We start from the raw sequence: 14,532 nt of genomic DNA, 5'->3' as shown, positions 1-14,532 counted from the left end.
TTCGATTCCCCGCTTTCGGATCGATGGGGTGCGTTACTCGAGGCGGGCGACGACGACGTCGTCGACCTCGAGGGTCGGGCTCTCGGTTCCGTCCTCGACGGTGAGTTCGTCGCCGGTGACGAGGTCGACGGGTTCGATAGGGGAATCGAGGGTCACCTCGACGGGATCGCTCCCGAAGTTCAGCGCGACGGCGACGCGCTCGGCGTCGGCCTCGCGGGCGAACGCGACGACGCGCTCTGAGTCGGCTTCGTACTCGAGACCGTCGAGGACACCCCGGGAGAGCGCCGCGGAGTCGCGCCTGGCCGCGACGAGCCGTCGGTGGTACGTCGTCGCGCGGCTGTCGCCCTCCCAGGGCATCCGCTGGCGGTACTCGGTCGCACCCCGCTCCTGGCCGTAGTAGATCATCGGCATCCCCGGAAGCGTGAGTACAGCCGCGACGGCCGCACGCTGTGCGGCCTCGCCACAGTCGGTCAGGTACCGCGTTTCGTCGTGGTTCTCGACGTAGCGCATGTGCAGCGACCAGTTGGGAAACCCCTCCCGCTCGGGGGCCCGTGCGGCCTCGAGCAGTTCGTCAGCGGCCCGCTGGCCGTTACCGATCTCCCGGAGCGCGTAGTACAGCGTCGTATCGTAGTGGACGTCGAACTCGCCCTCGGCGTACTCGGGCTCTCTGGGAATGGTCTCGTCGAGCAACAGGAACTCGTCGTCCCGATCGCGAGCAAGGTCGGCCACCTCCTTCCAGAAGCCGTGGGGAACGCCCCAGGCGACGTCACAGCGGAAGCCGTCGACGACGTCGACCCACTCCTCGACGACCGCACGGAAAAAGGACCGCACCGCGAGCGAATCGTAGTTGACGTTCGGGATCCCGTGCCAGTTGAAGTAGTAGTCGGCGACTTCGGTCCGCCCCTCGATCGTGACCCGTGACGGCGGCGCGTCGGCCTCCCGTCCCCCCTCCAGATCCGTCGCCTCGATCCCGACGTCCTCGAGCGGTTCCCAGACGTACCAGTCGTCGTACTCGGACACCTGGGCTGCGCTCATATCGAAGGCCGCGTGCTCGCGAGCGGTGTGGTTGATCACGAGGTCGAAGACGACCCTGATCCCCGCCTCGTGGCAGCGGTCGACGAACGACTCGAACTCCTCGCGCGTGCCGAGATCGGAGGCGGTGTCGAAGTAGTCGGTCGTGTGGTAGCCGTGGTCGGTCGGGCTCTCGAGGACCGGCGTCAGCCACAGACAGTCGATCCCCAGCGACTCGAGATAGGGCACCCGCCGTTCGAGCGCCTCGAAGCTCGCGGGGTCGGTGAACGAGCGGACGAAGATCTCGTAGACGACCGCGTCCTCGGCCCACTCCGGCGGGTCGTTCGTCCGGTCGACCCGCCCGTCGGGATGGACGACGACGCTGTCGGCGACGCTGTGACGCTCACCGACGGCGACGGCGTGAACGCGAGTGGCCTCCTCGAGATCCGCGAGGTCGACCCGGACCTCGCGGCCGTCGATCTCGAGGTCGTCGTCCGAGAGCGGATCCCGGTCGTCGGCGTAGAACTCGACCTCGAGGTCCGCCGCGGCGTACTCGCTGTCCGTGCCGGGTGTCGCCCCGGCCGTAACGGTAACCGCCTCGTCGTCTTCGTCGGTCCCCTCCTCGAGACGAACTCGCGGTCGACCCGGCCCGGGGATCTCGACGTTCGTCCAGACGGCGTTCTCGAAGTCCTCGCCCGGAACGTAGCCGTAGCGGTGGGTTCCCGGCTGGACCTCGATCTCGTAGCGGTAGGTGTCGTCCTCGAGGATCGGCCACTCCCGCGCGAACCGGTGTTCGTTGAACGGCCCCATGATCGAGACGTCTTCGGGCTCGTGGTCGGGGAGTTCCGTTCGGTCGAGATCGAAACTCGCCTTCCGACGGACGTCGGGGAAAACGCGAACGCGTTGTTCGTGCGTGCCGGCAGGCGACTCGAGTTCGAATCGGTAGGTGCCGGGCGAATCGGGCTCGATCTCCGCGACCGCCGTCTCGGGAGCCGACAGTTCGCTCTCGGCCGGTTTCTCCGCGAGCCTCCACTCGTAGTCGACGTTCGGATCCGGTGCTCGGGGCGCGAGTTCGACGGTTTCGCCGACGGCACAGAACCGCGGCGGCCCTGGATGGTGCATGCGATCTCAGAGAACACCAGGCCACTTCACTGTTAGTAACGAACGACTATTACAACATGTCTTTCCGACGCACCGAGAGCCCGGCGAAAGCCGCCGGCGAGGACGAACTCGAGGGCTGCTATCGGGAAGGGAGGGAGGTCGTTCAGGGCTCGGGCATCGGCACTGCCTTGCTCGAGTGTAGTAGCGATTCACCGGTCGAATCGTCGAAGAGTCGGATCTTCGACTCGTCGAACGTGACCTCGACGGTCTCGCCGACCGCCGGTTCGAAGTCGGCGCTGACTCGCGCCATGAACTGCTCGCCGATATCGAGATAGAGGTAGTTGTCGCTGCCGATCGGTTCGACGACGTCGACGGTCGTTCGAATCCCGTCTGACCCCTCCGCCGGATGGACGTCCTCCGGTCGGATGCCGAGAACCGCCTCCTCGCCGTCGTCGATCGCCACCTCCTGGGAGTAAGCGGGCGAAAGCGAGTACTGAAACGCCTCGCCACCGTCGAGAACGATCCGATCGCCCGACTGCCGGGCGACGACGTCGACGAAGTTCATCGACGGCGAGCCGATGAACCCGCCGACGAACCGGTTTGCCGGTTCGTCGTAGACGTCCTTCGGTGGACCGACCTGCTGGAGTTCGCCGTCGTTGAGAATAACTATCTTGTCGCCCATCGTCATCGCCTCCTCCTGATCGTGTGTGACGTACACCGAGGTGATTCCGAGCTCGTCCTGCAGGCGCTGGATCTCCGCACGCATCGTCGTCCGGAGTTTGGCGTCGAGGTTCGAGAGCGGTTCGTCGAACAGGAAGAGCTTGGGCTCGCGAACGATCGCTCGACCGAGCGCGACCCGCTGTTGTTGCCCCCCCGAGAGCTCGTCGGGTTTGTCGTCCAGCAACTCCTCGATGTCCATCATCCGAGCCGCCCACTCGACTTTCTCCCGGCGTTCCGCCTTCGAGAGGTCGGTGCTCATCCGGAGTCCGAACTCCATATTTTTGAACACCGTCTTGTGCGGGTACAGCGCGTAGTTCTGGAACACCATCGCGATATCACGCGTCCGCGCACCCTGATCCGTGACGTCCTCGCCCCCGAGGGTAATCGACCCGGAGGTCGGCTCCTCGAGTCCCGCGATCATCCGTAGCGTCGTCGTCTTTCCACAGCCCGACGGGCCGACGACGGTAACGAACTCGCCGTCCTCGACCTCGAGATCGAGGTCGTCGACGGCTACGATCGACCCTCTGTCGAACTCCTTTCGGAGATCCTCCACGTGCAAACGCGCCATTTGCGTACTGTCTGGTGATAACATACATAATTCTTTTCCTATTTTGTAACGCTTGATGCACTATTTCATCCTAGCTCGTCGAGATCACCTTTCAGGTAGTGGAGTCCGCGAATTTCCTCCAGAGAGCGTGTTCCGGCCGGTGTAATTCCCCGATATGACAGCGACACCCACAACTACTAAATATATGAAGTTATAATTCATCAGGTATCGATATGACCATGGATCGGAGAACAACGATGAAGTATCTCGCAGGCGTTTCCGCCGTCGGCGTCCTCGCGGGATGTATCAGCACCGAAGAGCCCGAGTCCGACGACGACGACGGCAACGGCGGCGACGACGCCGGCGACTACGAGGAACACGAGGACTGGGAGACGGTCGAACCGGACGACATCTCGGGCGAAGCATCGCTCTGGCACTCGCTCTCCGGCGGCGAACAGGACGACTTCGAGTCGCACCTCGAGTCGTTCAACGACCAGTTCGACGCCGACGTCGCGCCCGATCACATCTCGGACCTCGAGGAGCAGACGATGGCCGCGATTCCGGCAGGAGACGGGCCCGAACTGTTCGTCTGGGCCCACGACTGGATCGGCGACTACCATCAGAACGGATTCCTGAGCGATCAGTCCGACGAGGTGAGTTTCGACCTCGAGGAGTACTTCGGCGAGAACGCCGAGTCGGGGATGTTCAACGACGAACTCCACGGCCTCCCACACGCCGCTGAGACTGTTGGGCTGCTGTACAACACGGAGTACGTCGAGGAGCCGCCGGAGACGTTCGACGAACTGCTCGAGATCGCCGAGGAACACCACGACCCGGACGGCGGAACCTACGGCCTGGGCTGGCCGATGGACGCTTACCACGTGAGCGCACTCCCACACGCCTTCGGCGGCTACTACTACGACGACGACTCCGGCGAACTCGGTCTCACGAACGACGAGACGGTCGAGGGGTTCGAGTACGTCCTCGAGGAGGTCTGGGAGTATATGCCCGGCGACCCCGACGGCGAGGCACAGGAAGCGATCTTCCTCGAAGGGAACGCCCCGTTCCTCTTCAGCGGCCCCTGGCAGCTCGGACAGCTCGACGAGGACCAGTTCGAGTGGGGCGTCGCCCCGTGGCCCGAGGTCGAGGGCCACACGCCGAGTCCGTTTACCGGCGTGCAGCTCATCTACTTCGCGGCCGCAATGGAGGAGGACGACGAACGCGCGGAGGTCGCTCGCGCGTTCGCCGAGTGGTACACGACCAACACCGCGGCTATCGCCCAGATGGCCGACGCACACGGCTTCATTCCGGTTCACAACGCGTTCGCCGACGACGGCGAACAGGAGGACGAGCTCACCGACGACCTCCAGGGCTTTGCGGCAGCGGTCGACCAGGGCGAGCCGATGCCGACCGATCCGGACTTCCAGACGGTCTGGGAACCGCTCGAGGACGAGTGGTGGGAGGCGCTGAACGGGAACAAATCGGTCGCGGACGCGATGGCCGACGCCGAGAGCCGAATCGAAGACGCCTGGGACTGAACTCGACAGATGAGTCTTTCTTCAGTCGGAGATCGGACGCGCGAGCGCTATCAGGCGACCGTCCCGGAACACATCAGGGATCGCCTCGAGGAGCACCGACCACTGTTGCTCGTCCTCCCCGGGCTGATCGCGTTCTCCCTGTTCATGTTCTTCCCGCTCGCGTACACGATCTACCTCTCGTTTACGGACGCGGAACCGGCGACCGTCTTTCAGGACGGACCGGGCGGTCTGACCGGGTTCTTCGGACTTCGAGGTGAGGAGTCGTTCGTCGGCCTCGAGAACTACGTCGCGGTGTTCTCCGATCCGACGTTCTGGAATTCACTGGGTGTTACCTGGCTGTTCGTGATCTGTAGCGTGGCGCTGAAGGTCGCCTTCGGCGTCGGTATCGCGATGATCCTGACAAGTGACCGGGTGAAGGGGAAGCGGTACATGCGCTCGATCATCATCATCCCGTGGGCGCTGCCGCCGATTTTCACGATTACGATCTGGAGCGGCATCTTCAGCTCCGCGCGGTTCGGGCTGGCCAATCAGGCCGTCATCTTCCTCGGGTTCAGCGAGCAGGCCTGGCTCAACGACCGGTGGATGGCCTTCGCGAGTTACCTGCTTACGGAGATGTGGCTGGCGTACCCGTTCATGGTGATCATCACCGTGAGTGCGCTGCAGGCGGTCTCGGACGAACTGATGGACGCGGCAAAGGTCGACGGAGCGGGCTACTTCCACCGGTTCTGGCACGTCACCGTGCCGTCGATCAAGCGACCGGTGATGTTCGCAGCGATCCTCACTGCCGCGGCCTCGTTCACCCAGTTTCTCATCCCGTACGTGTTCAATCGGGGCGGACCGAACCGTGCGAACGAGCTCATCGTCCTTCACGGCTACCAGGAGGCGTTTAACTTCAACGCCTACGGTGCCGGTGCGGCGATCATGATGTCGGCAGTCGCCTTTATCGGAGCGTTCATGATAGTTGCAGTCTGGAAAGGCCGTCTCGCCGAAGGGGTGGACGGTCCATGACGGTACGCGAATGGTTCTCGAACAAGATCCGTAACGACGTCCGGACCGTCGTCCAGAAGCCCGCGGAGTGGCGCGAGGACGTCGCCTACACCGTCGACGGGATGCGACGGGGAACGATCGATCCGCTGGACGTCGCGAAGACGGTCCTCGCCACGCTGGCGACGATCGTGTTCGTGTTCGTGCTGTTGATCCCGGTCTACTGGATCTTCATCATCGCACTGCAGGGAGAAGGTGCGACCCTGTACTCGACCGACAGCGCCGGGCTCATCCCCAGCCAGTTCGACCCCGCGGCGTTCGTCTGGGTGATCGGCGATATCGCCATTCCCGGCGCGATCGTCGGAATCACCATCCCGTTTACCGACGTCGAGTTCTACATCTCGTGGCCGCGAATCGTCTTCCTGGACGCGAGCAACTACGTCGATTCGACGTCTGACTTCCCCCGGTACTTCCGCAACAGCATGTTCATCAGCTTCTGGACGGTCGTGTTCGCGATGCTGATGATCGTCCCGGCCGCGTACGCGTTCTCGCGGCGGGAGTTCGCGGGCCGGATGAAACTCCTGTACGGCTACATCCTGTTCACCCAGGTCGGCGCCGGACTGGGAATCGCCTCGGTGATCGCCCTGTACACCATCTTCTCGAGTATGGGCGTGACGAACAATCGGCTCGTGCTCTCGTTTTACTACGCGGCGATGGCCGTGCCGTTCAACACGTGGCTGCTCAAGACCTACATGGACTCGATCCCCACCTCGCTGGAGGAGGCGGCGATCATGGACGGCGCGTCGCCGTTCCGGGTCGCCTGGGAGGTCGTGTTGCCGCTGGCAAAGCCCGGTATCGCCACGATCTTCATCTTCATCTTCCTCGTGGGCTGGATGGAGTTCATCATCGCCCAGCTGATCCTCTCGCCGGAACACTACACGCTTCCGGTCGGGCTGTTCGCTCTCATCGACGAACACAACGTACCGTGGGGGCAGTTCGCGGCGTTCGCACTCGTCTACGCGTCCCCGGTCGTCTTCATCTACATGTTCGCCCAGCGCTACATCGAGGACGGGTTCTCCTTCGGCGGCACGAAGGGGTAACCCCCCTCGACTCCGTTCGGCGATCGCGACGTCGTACGCTCGTTCCGGGCACGTTCGTCTCACTGCTTCTCACGACTGGGCCGACGGCCTGTTTGCGTTTGCGTTTACGTTTTCGGCTACTGGCCTCGAGCCGTTCCCTCGAGGACCGAACGGAGACCGAGAGTCGACGAAACCGTCCGTCCGACTCGAGTCGGTGTCGAAACACTGTAGGAGCGCTCGAGGGATCTACGAGTCGATGAGCCGGAGCGCCCCTCTCGAGCGACCCGATAGGACGTGGTGGAAAGAAGCGGTCGTCTACCAGATCTATCCGCGAAGTTTCAACGACAGCGACGGCGACGGCGTCGGCGACATTCCGGGAATCGTCGAGAACGTCGACTACCTCGATCGGCTCGGCGTCGACGTGATCTGGCTCTGTCCGGTCTACGATTCGCCGAACCACGACAACGGGTACGACATCCGCGACTACCGGTCGATCCTGGACGAGTTCGGCACGATGGCCGACTGGGAGCGCCTGCTCGAGGAGCTACACGCTCGAGACGTGCGCCTGATCATGGATCTGGTCGTCAACCACACCTCGAGCGAGCACGAGTGGTTCCGGCGCTCCAGACGACGCGACGGGAACTACGAGGAGTACTACCACTGGAAGGAGGGCCGACCGACCGCGGAAGCCGACTACGAGACGGCCGACGGCCCCGCCGACGAAGTCGCACCGAACAACTGGGACTCGATCTTCGGCGGACCGGCCTGGAGCTACGACGAGGAGCGCGGCCAGTGGTACCTCCACATTTTCGATCCACACCAGCCCGACCTGAACTGGCGCAATCCCGACGTTCGCGAGGACGTCAAGGGGGAGATCGAGTGGTGGCTCGAGAAGGGGATCGACGGCTTTCGCATGGACGCGATCGACCTGCTCTCGAAGGCCGAGGGGCTGCCCGACGGCGATCCCGACGACGCGCTGGTCGGCTCGGAACACTACAGTCACGGTCCGCGTCTCCACGAGTACCTGCGGGAGATCTACGACGACACGCTCGCGAACTACGACGCGATGACCGTCGGCGAGATGGGGATGGCCTCCGTCGAGGAGGCGGCTGCCTCGCTCGGCGAGGACGGGGACGGGCTCGACATGGTGTTCCAGTTCGACCACATGAACGTCGACGCGGGCGAGAACGGGCCCTGGGGCCGGGCCGAGCCCGGCGACTGGGAGTTGACGGAGCTCAAGGAGATCGTCAGCCGCAAGCAAGAGATCCTCGAGTGGAACGCGCTGTTCCTGAGCAACCACGACGTCCCGCGGCTCGTCTCGCGGTTCGGAGACGACGACCGATACCGGGCGGAGAGCGCGACGCTGATCGCGACCTTCCTGCTGACGATGCGGGGGACGCCCTATATCTACCAGGGCGACGAGATCGGGATGACCAACGCCGACTTCCGGAGCCGCGAGGAGATCGACGACCCCCAGACGCTGGGGACGATCGACGACCTGCTCGAGACGGGCGCCGTCGACGCCTACGAGGACGTTCGGGAGTTCGTCAACTACCGGAGCCGGGACCACGCGCGGACGCCGATGCAGTGGGACGACTCGCTGGGAGCCGGCTTCACCGACGGCGAGCCCTGGCTCAAGGTAAACGAGAACCGCTCGCGAATCAACGTCGAGGCCGCCCTCGCCGACGAGGACTCGGTCTGGCACTACTACCGCCGGCTGATCGAGCTTCGAGACGCCGAGGACGTGCTCGTCTACGGCGAGTACGAGCTCCTCTGTCCCGACGACGAGCAGCTGTTCGCCTACACCCGGACGCTCGAGGACGAGCGGGTGCTGGTCGTCCTCAACTGGTCGGGCGAGCCCGCGACGTTCGAGCCGGCGGCGCTCGAGGCCGCCGGATTCGAGGTTCTGGTCGGGAACTACGGCGAGTCGCCTGCAGATCCGACCGACGCCGAGTTGCGGCCCTACGAGGCGGTCGTCTACCGGCTCGAGTAATTCGCTGTTGCTTTCGCAGGGCCAACCGTTAGACGCGCGTTCGTGTTATCCCGAGTCGATGGTACAACTCGGATACACGCTCTCGAGCGAGGAACACGAGCCCAACGAGCTGATCTCTATCGCCCAGCGGGCCGAGGAAGCGGGATTCGACTTTCTCTCGATCTCGGATCACTTCCACCCGTGGGTTCCGGCCCAGGGGGAGTCCCCGTTCGTCTGGTCGACGCTGGGCGGGGTCGCGACCGTGACGGACGACATCGAGGTCGGCGTCGGCGTCACCTGTCCGACGACCCGGATCCACCCGCTCAACGTCGCCCACGCGGTCGCGACCGTCGACGAGATGTTCGGCGACCGCTTTACCTTCGGTGTCGGCACGGGCGAGAACCTGAACGAACACGTTACGGGCGAGCGCTGGCCCGAACACGACGTCCGCCTCGAGAAGCTCGACGAAGCGATGGACGTGATGGAGCAGCTCTGGACCGGCGAGACGACGAGCCACCACGGCGAACACTACACGGTCGAGAACGCCCGGCTGTACACCTGCCCCGACGAGCAGCCGACGACGATCGGGAGTGCGTTCGGGCCCCAGACTGCCCAGTGGGTCGCCGACAACACCGACGGGCTCTGGTGTTCGGGGCCGAAGGAGAAGCCAATCGAGGCCTACGAGGACGCCGGCGGCGACGGACCGACGTACACCCAACTGCACGGCTGCTACGCCGACAGCGAGGAGGCGGCCGTCGAGACGATCTACGAGTACTGGCCGAACGGCTCGGTTCCGGGCGAACTCGGCCAGGAACTGCCGATGCCGGCCCACTTCGAGCAGGCCGCCCAGATGGTCGAGAAGGAGGACATCGCGGAGTCGGGGACGACGACCAGTCCGGACCCGCAGGATCACATCGACAGCATCGAACAGGCAGTCGACGCCGGCTACGATCACGTCCACTACCACCAGGTCGGCCCCGATCAGGAGTCCGCGATCGAGTTCTACGAGGACGAGGTGTTGCCGTCGTTCTGAAACGCTCGAGGGCTCGAGACGGCCAACGCGTCGAGCCGTTGGCCACCGAACGTACCGAGTCGTCAGACACGGGACGTACCGGCCCGTCGAGCACCAGTTGGCGGCGACCCCATCGGTCACGCGCCCCTCGAGGCGACGGGGTCAGTACTTGCGGTCGCTCGGGGAGAGCTCGAGGGCGTCGTAGAACTCCCGGTCGATGCGGTCGCGCTCGGAGCGCCACCGTTCGAACGACGACCGCTCGGCCGGGTAGGCCTCGTACCGCCGTTCGTACTCGGAGACGTAGTCACGCGTCCGCTTGAGGCCGAGGACGCCCTCGTACAGTTCGTTTCTGTCCACACCGAGCGCGTCGAAGGTTCCCTTTCGGGACTCCGTCGCGAAGTTCCTGAGGACGCCGGCACCGACCAGCAGCTTGCTCTTGAGTCCGTCTACCTCCGTCGACGTGCCGACGATCTCCCGAAGCTCCTTCTCGGGGAGCAACGCGGTGACGGCCCGGAGGACGTTCACGTCGATGGAGCTCGCGGCGACGTTGTACGCGTCCCACGAGGCGAGCTTCGCGGCCTCGCCGTGCTCGCGGTACAGCCAGCGGTTGTGCTCCCAGAGTCCGTCCTCGGAGACGTCCCCGTCCTCGATGGCCTCGGCCGCCGCACGCCCGGCGGAGTAGCCGGAGTAGGCGGCTCCGCGGATCCCCTTGCCCGTGATCGGGTGCGTGGTTCCTGCTGCACCGCCCGCGGTCAGGTAGCCAGGGGCGACCATCGAGTCCAGCGGTCGCCGGAGAGCGATCGCCGAGCCGAGTTTGTTCGTCCGACCGAACCGCTCGGCGACCCTCGCCCCCTGGAACTCGGGCCGGTTCTCGACGTCGCGGCGCAGGCGATCCGCGAGCGGGATCGGCTCCTTGTTCATCTGGAACCCCAGGCCGACGTTGATCTGCGTCGGCGTGCGCGGGAAGTACCAAATGTAGCCCATCTCCTCGAGCGGTTTGCCGACGATGGCGTTGTGGTACTCGACCGGCTCCTCGGTCTCGATGATCTCGCGGTAGGCCGACCCGAAGTGGGTGTAGTGGGGAAGCTCGAACGTCGGCTCGGCGGGCGTGTCGAGCGCCTCGAAGTCGACCATGTCTTGCAGGATCGACTGTGCGCCCGCGGTATCGATCAGCACGTCACACTCGTAGGTGACCGGTTCGCCGTCGCGGATCGCCTTGACGCCGGTGACGCGACCGTCCTGAACGACCTCGTTGACCACCGTGTCGTAGTGCTGTTCGACGCCGTGGTCGGCCGTCTGCTCGAGCAGGCGCTGACCGAACTCGTAGCGGTCGATGACGTTGCTGCCGTTCTGGTAGGGCAACACCTTCCGCACGCCGAGTTCCTCGTCCCACCACTCGATCTGATCGATGTTGTTGTCGACGAGGACCGCCTCGTCGTTCGCGATCGCGTCCATATCGATCGGCCCCGGATAGTTGCTCGGATCTCGGGGGCTCTTTATCGCGTCGCCACAGGCGATGAAGCCGCCCTCGTCGCGGGGTTTTCGCTCCAGTTGGACGACGTCTACCCCCTCGACCGCTGCCGTCGCTGCGGCGAAACAGCCCGCTATCCCACCCCCGACGACGAGCACGTCGTGTTGGCTGCGTACCATTGAGTACTGGTCGTGAGTTAGGAAATGCGCGACGTAACTCTTGCTCTTGCGGCTGTACGGAGAGGACGGTCAGCGACGCGGCGAGCCTCGTGGCAATCAGGGTCGGCCACGGCGGCCGGAGCGCCCCTCGAAGTCGATTTCCGCAGCCCAATCCGTTTTATCGCTCGCAGCGAAACGCTCGAGCATGGAGTACACCACGCTCGGTAACACGGGCACGACCGTCTCGCAGCTGTGTTTCGGCACCTGGCGGTTCGGTCGCTCGACGGGCGACCTCGAGAACGAGACGACCCGCGAGGAGGCCCACGAACTGCTCGACGCCTGCGTCGACCACGGGATCAACTTCATCGATACCGCCAACGTCTACGGCACCCCCGACGGCACCAGCGAGGAGTGGATCGGCGAGTGGCTCGAAGGCCAGGACCGCGAGGATCTGGTCATCGCCTCGAAGGTGTACTTCGAGTTCGACGGCTGGGGCGAGCCGGGTCCGAACGACTCCGGGCTCGGGCGCAAACACATCCGCGCCCAGATCGAGGGCACGCTCGAGCGACTCGGCACCGACTACCTCGACCTGTACTACATCCACCGCTGGGACGACGAGACCCCCATCGAGGAGACGATGTCGGTGCTGACCGACCTCGTCCGCGAGGGGAAGGTCAACCACCTCGGCGCCTCGACGATGGCCGCCTGGCAGCTCACGAAGGCGCTGTGGACCAGCGACGTCGAGGGACTCGAGCGCTTCGACGTCACCCAGCCGATGGTCAACGCCGCCCACTACGACGCCGTCGGCGACTACCTCGACGTCTGTGCCGATCGGGACCTCGCCGTCTGTCCGTACTCCCCCCTCGCGGGCGGGTTCCTGACGGGCAAGTACGAGCGTACCGAAGACGGCGGCGTCGAGGCGCCCGACGGCTCGCGGGGCAGCCTGGACGACGTGTTCGAGGACCGCTACGCGACCGACAGGGCGTGGGACGTCCTCGAGACCGTCGAGTCGGTCGCCGACGAGGTCGAGGCCACCCCCGCGCAGGTTTCGCTGCGCTGGCTCATGGACCAGGATCGGTTTACTTGCGTGCCGATCGTCGGCGCGCGCTCGCCCGAGCAGCTCGAGGAGAACGTCGGCGCCGTCGACGTCGAACTCAGCGGCGAGCAGTTCGAGCGGATCGACGCGGCCCGCTCGAGCGAGCAGTAGTTCAGCAGTAGAGAGTGATTTTCTTCGTTCAGGCGTGTCGAATCTGAACCGCCTGATTCGTTACGTACAGGTGAAGCCGATACCGCTGCGGTACTGTTCAAGCACAGCACCCGCGAGCGACCATCGGGAGCGAGCGGCCTTTTTAGCGTAGATTTTTGCGCGAGTGGTTCCGCGCGAAGCGCGGAATCCCGACGCGGAAAAAGGTACGTGTGCACGCTATACGTAACGAACAGACCAATTCAGATTCAGCACTGGATCCGAACAACGAAATGAGGAAAGTATCCGCTCTCGCTAGACCGTCGGTTCGAACTCGATGGTCGGTCTGTTCGGCTGCTCGAGCGTCACGAGCGTGTACACCGGCGACCGTTTCGGGTACTCACGGACGGCCATCTTCTCCTCGGCCGTGAGCTCGCCCGTCACCTCGACGTCGATCTCGAGTTCGCCGTACATCTGGTGGGCGCGGTCGACGTCGTGGATGCCAAAGAGCATCCGGAGGTCCACGGGTGCGCGAACCGCCGTGGTCACGCCCTCGAGGTCGATTCCCTCGCGGATCGCGTTGTAGACGATCGTCCCGTTGATGCAGGCGGTCAGCCCCGCGAGGGCGCCCTCGATCGCCTCGTGGCGGTCGGTCGCCTCGACGTACCCCATCGCCTCCTCCAGTTCGGGGGGCAGTCCGAACTCGAGGGTGTGTTCGCGTTCGGCGCCCATCTCCTCGCCGCCGAGCGCCCAGTCGCCGATCGTCGCGGTCGTCCGGTTGGCGACCTCCTCCGTGACGCCCGAGGCCCGAAACTCGAGCATGGCGTCCTCGGGGTTGGCCTCGACCCAGTCGATGAACTCGAGGTGTGTCTCGGCGTCGACGCCGTGTTCGATCTCACCGGCTCGTCGGTCTCGTCGTGCTGTCGACATCAGTGATCCCTCGAGCGACCGTAGACGGGGCGCGGTATTAACCGCGCCTCGCGAAACGGACCGAACGGAGGAGAAACGGGGACGTCCGGGGAGAAACGGGGACGAGCGAAACGGATCGGAACGAACGTGTCACGGATCGGCCGCGAGTCACAGGTTCGAACTCGAACCCCGAGCTCGGCCTACACGGCGTCCTCGACCATCGCGATGATCTCGTCGGCATCGAGCGGATCCTCGACCTCCTCGTCGTCGACGAACACCGTCGGCGTGCGGTCGACCCCTCTCCCGTCGGCGTCCTCCCACTCGGCGGCCAGCGTCGGGTAGTACGCGCCCTCCTCGAGGGCGTCCTCGACGACCGAGGGATCGACGTCGGTCTCCGCAGCCGCGATCTCGACCAGCTCCTCGTCGCTCGGCGTTCCCGCGTGCATCGCGAACCGCTTGAACTCGAAGAACTCCCCCGGGTCGTCGCCGCTCTCGGTCGCCGACTGGACCGCTCGTGCAGCGTTGGCCATCGGAATCGACCGATCCTCGTCGGCCGGCAGCGGAAAGTCGTGGTGACGGTAGGTCGCCGCGTCGTCATCGAGGAGGCGAGCCTCGAGTTCGGGGAAGACGGCGGCCTGGAACTCCTGACAGCTCGGGCAGGCGAGGTCCTCGTAGACGTCGATCGAAACGGTGCCCGAGCCGACCGTCGGCGTCGGAAGCTGGTCGGGGTCGGGGTCGACGCCGTCGAGTTCGTCGGGGAGCGACGCGCCGAACAGCGCCGTACAGCCGGCCAGCGCAGCCGACCCGGCCGTGGCAGTGAGCGTGAGGAAGGAACGACGGTGCATTC

11 protein-coding genes are annotated in these 14,532 nt (G+C 64.9%); 6 read left to right on the top strand and 5 right to left on the bottom strand.

The genetic code is table 11. From position 1 onward, the window contains the following. Positions 1-33 precede the first annotated feature (33 nt). Both QA609_RS00560 and QA609_RS00555 read right to left on the bottom strand, forming a co-directional pair. Positions 34-2,133: an alpha-amylase family glycosyl hydrolase gene (locus QA609_RS00560; RefSeq protein ID WP_278300633.1), complete on the bottom strand. Its 2,100-nt coding sequence runs from the start codon at positions 2,131-2,133 to the stop codon at positions 34-36. 142 nt (positions 2,134-2,275) lie between these two features. Further along, complete coding sequence (locus QA609_RS00555) at positions 2,276-3,400, bottom strand: ABC transporter ATP-binding protein (protein ID WP_278300632.1); 1,125 nt, start codon at positions 3,398-3,400, stop codon at positions 2,276-2,278. Between the two features lie 218 nt (positions 3,401-3,618). On the opposite strand from QA609_RS00555, the gene QA609_RS00550 reads away from it, so the two are divergent. The 5 genes from QA609_RS00550 (at position 3,619) to QA609_RS00530 (ending at position 9,985) form a co-directional block, all read left to right on the top strand. After that, positions 3,619-4,917, top strand: a complete 1,299-nt coding sequence (locus tag QA609_RS00550) for an extracellular solute-binding protein (RefSeq protein ID WP_278300631.1) — start codon at positions 3,619-3,621, stop codon at positions 4,915-4,917. 9 nt (positions 4,918-4,926) lie between these two features. Beyond that, a complete protein-coding gene (locus tag QA609_RS00545; protein ID WP_278300630.1) occupies positions 4,927-5,925 on the top strand; it encodes a sugar ABC transporter permease in 999 nt (332 codons plus the stop codon). After that, positions 5,922-7,001, top strand: coding sequence for an ABC transporter permease subunit (locus QA609_RS00540; protein ID WP_278300629.1), 1,080 nt, complete (start codon positions 5,922-5,924; stop codon positions 6,999-7,001). Before QA609_RS00545 ends, QA609_RS00540 begins: the two co-directional genes overlap by 4 nt. 235 nt (positions 7,002-7,236) lie before the next feature. After that, positions 7,237-8,973: an alpha-glucosidase gene (locus QA609_RS00535; protein ID WP_278300628.1), complete on the top strand. Its 1,737-nt coding sequence runs from the start codon at positions 7,237-7,239 to the stop codon at positions 8,971-8,973. A gap of 58 nt (positions 8,974-9,031) precedes the next feature. Next, a complete protein-coding gene (locus tag QA609_RS00530) occupies positions 9,032-9,985 on the top strand; it encodes a TIGR03557 family F420-dependent LLM class oxidoreductase (RefSeq protein WP_278300627.1) in 954 nt (317 codons plus the stop codon). Between the two features lie 141 nt (positions 9,986-10,126). Here the strand turns inward: QA609_RS00530 and QA609_RS00525 are convergent, their stop codons facing one another. Next, positions 10,127-11,614, bottom strand: coding sequence for a geranylgeranyl reductase family protein (locus QA609_RS00525; protein WP_278300626.1), 1,488 nt, complete (start codon positions 11,612-11,614; stop codon positions 10,127-10,129). Positions 11,615-11,798: 184 nt separating this feature from the next. Between QA609_RS00525 and QA609_RS00520 the strand changes: the two genes are divergently transcribed. After that, positions 11,799-12,800 (top strand): aldo/keto reductase, encoded by a 1,002-nt coding sequence (locus QA609_RS00520; protein ID WP_278300625.1) that lies wholly within the window; start codon positions 11,799-11,801, stop codon positions 12,798-12,800. A 291-nt stretch (positions 12,801-13,091) separates the two neighbouring features. Here QA609_RS00520 and QA609_RS00515 read toward each other — a convergent pair whose 3' ends face one another. Continuing rightward, entirely contained in the window at positions 13,092-13,706 is a 615-nt protein-coding gene (locus QA609_RS00515; protein WP_278300624.1) for an OsmC family peroxiredoxin, read from the bottom strand. Between the two features lie 179 nt (positions 13,707-13,885). Continuing rightward, positions 13,886-14,530, bottom strand: coding sequence for a thioredoxin domain-containing protein (locus QA609_RS00510; protein WP_278300623.1), 645 nt, complete (start codon positions 14,528-14,530; stop codon positions 13,886-13,888). Between the last annotated feature and the right edge of the window lie 2 nt (positions 14,531-14,532).

This window comes from Natronococcus sp. A-GB7 (genome assembly GCF_029688865.1).
Taxonomy (GTDB): Archaea; Halobacteriota; Halobacteria; order Halobacteriales; family Natrialbaceae; genus Natronococcus.
Note: the sequence above shows the minus strand (reverse complement) of the source record. Positions and strands in the feature narration are given on the sequence as shown.

Excerpts from the sequence above, each read along its gene's own strand:
- QA609_RS00560 (WP_278300633.1), bottom strand. The coding sequence starts at position 2,133 with ATGCACCATCCAGGGCCGCCGCGGTTCTGTGCCGTCGGCGAAACCGTC.
- QA609_RS00555 (WP_278300632.1), bottom strand. The coding sequence starts at position 3,400 with ATGGCGCGTTTGCACGTGGAGGATCTCCGAAAGGAGTTCGACAGAGGG.
- QA609_RS00550 (WP_278300631.1), top strand. The coding sequence starts at position 3,619 with ATGGATCGGAGAACAACGATGAAGTATCTCGCAGGCGTTTCCGCCGTC.
- QA609_RS00545 (WP_278300630.1), top strand. The coding sequence starts at position 4,927 with ATGAGTCTTTCTTCAGTCGGAGATCGGACGCGCGAGCGCTATCAGGCG.
- QA609_RS00540 (WP_278300629.1), top strand. The coding sequence starts at position 5,922 with ATGACGGTACGCGAATGGTTCTCGAACAAGATCCGTAACGACGTCCGG.
- QA609_RS00535 (WP_278300628.1), top strand. The coding sequence starts at position 7,237 with ATGAGCCGGAGCGCCCCTCTCGAGCGACCCGATAGGACGTGGTGGAAA.
- QA609_RS00530 (WP_278300627.1), top strand. The coding sequence starts at position 9,032 with ATGGTACAACTCGGATACACGCTCTCGAGCGAGGAACACGAGCCCAAC.
- QA609_RS00525 (WP_278300626.1), bottom strand. The coding sequence starts at position 11,614 with ATGGTACGCAGCCAACACGACGTGCTCGTCGTCGGGGGTGGGATAGCG.
- QA609_RS00520 (WP_278300625.1), top strand. The coding sequence starts at position 11,799 with ATGGAGTACACCACGCTCGGTAACACGGGCACGACCGTCTCGCAGCTG.
- QA609_RS00515 (WP_278300624.1), bottom strand. The coding sequence starts at position 13,706 with ATGTCGACAGCACGACGAGACCGACGAGCCGGTGAGATCGAACACGGC.
- QA609_RS00510 (WP_278300623.1), bottom strand. The coding sequence starts at position 14,530 with ATGCACCGTCGTTCCTTCCTCACGCTCACTGCCACGGCCGGGTCGGCT.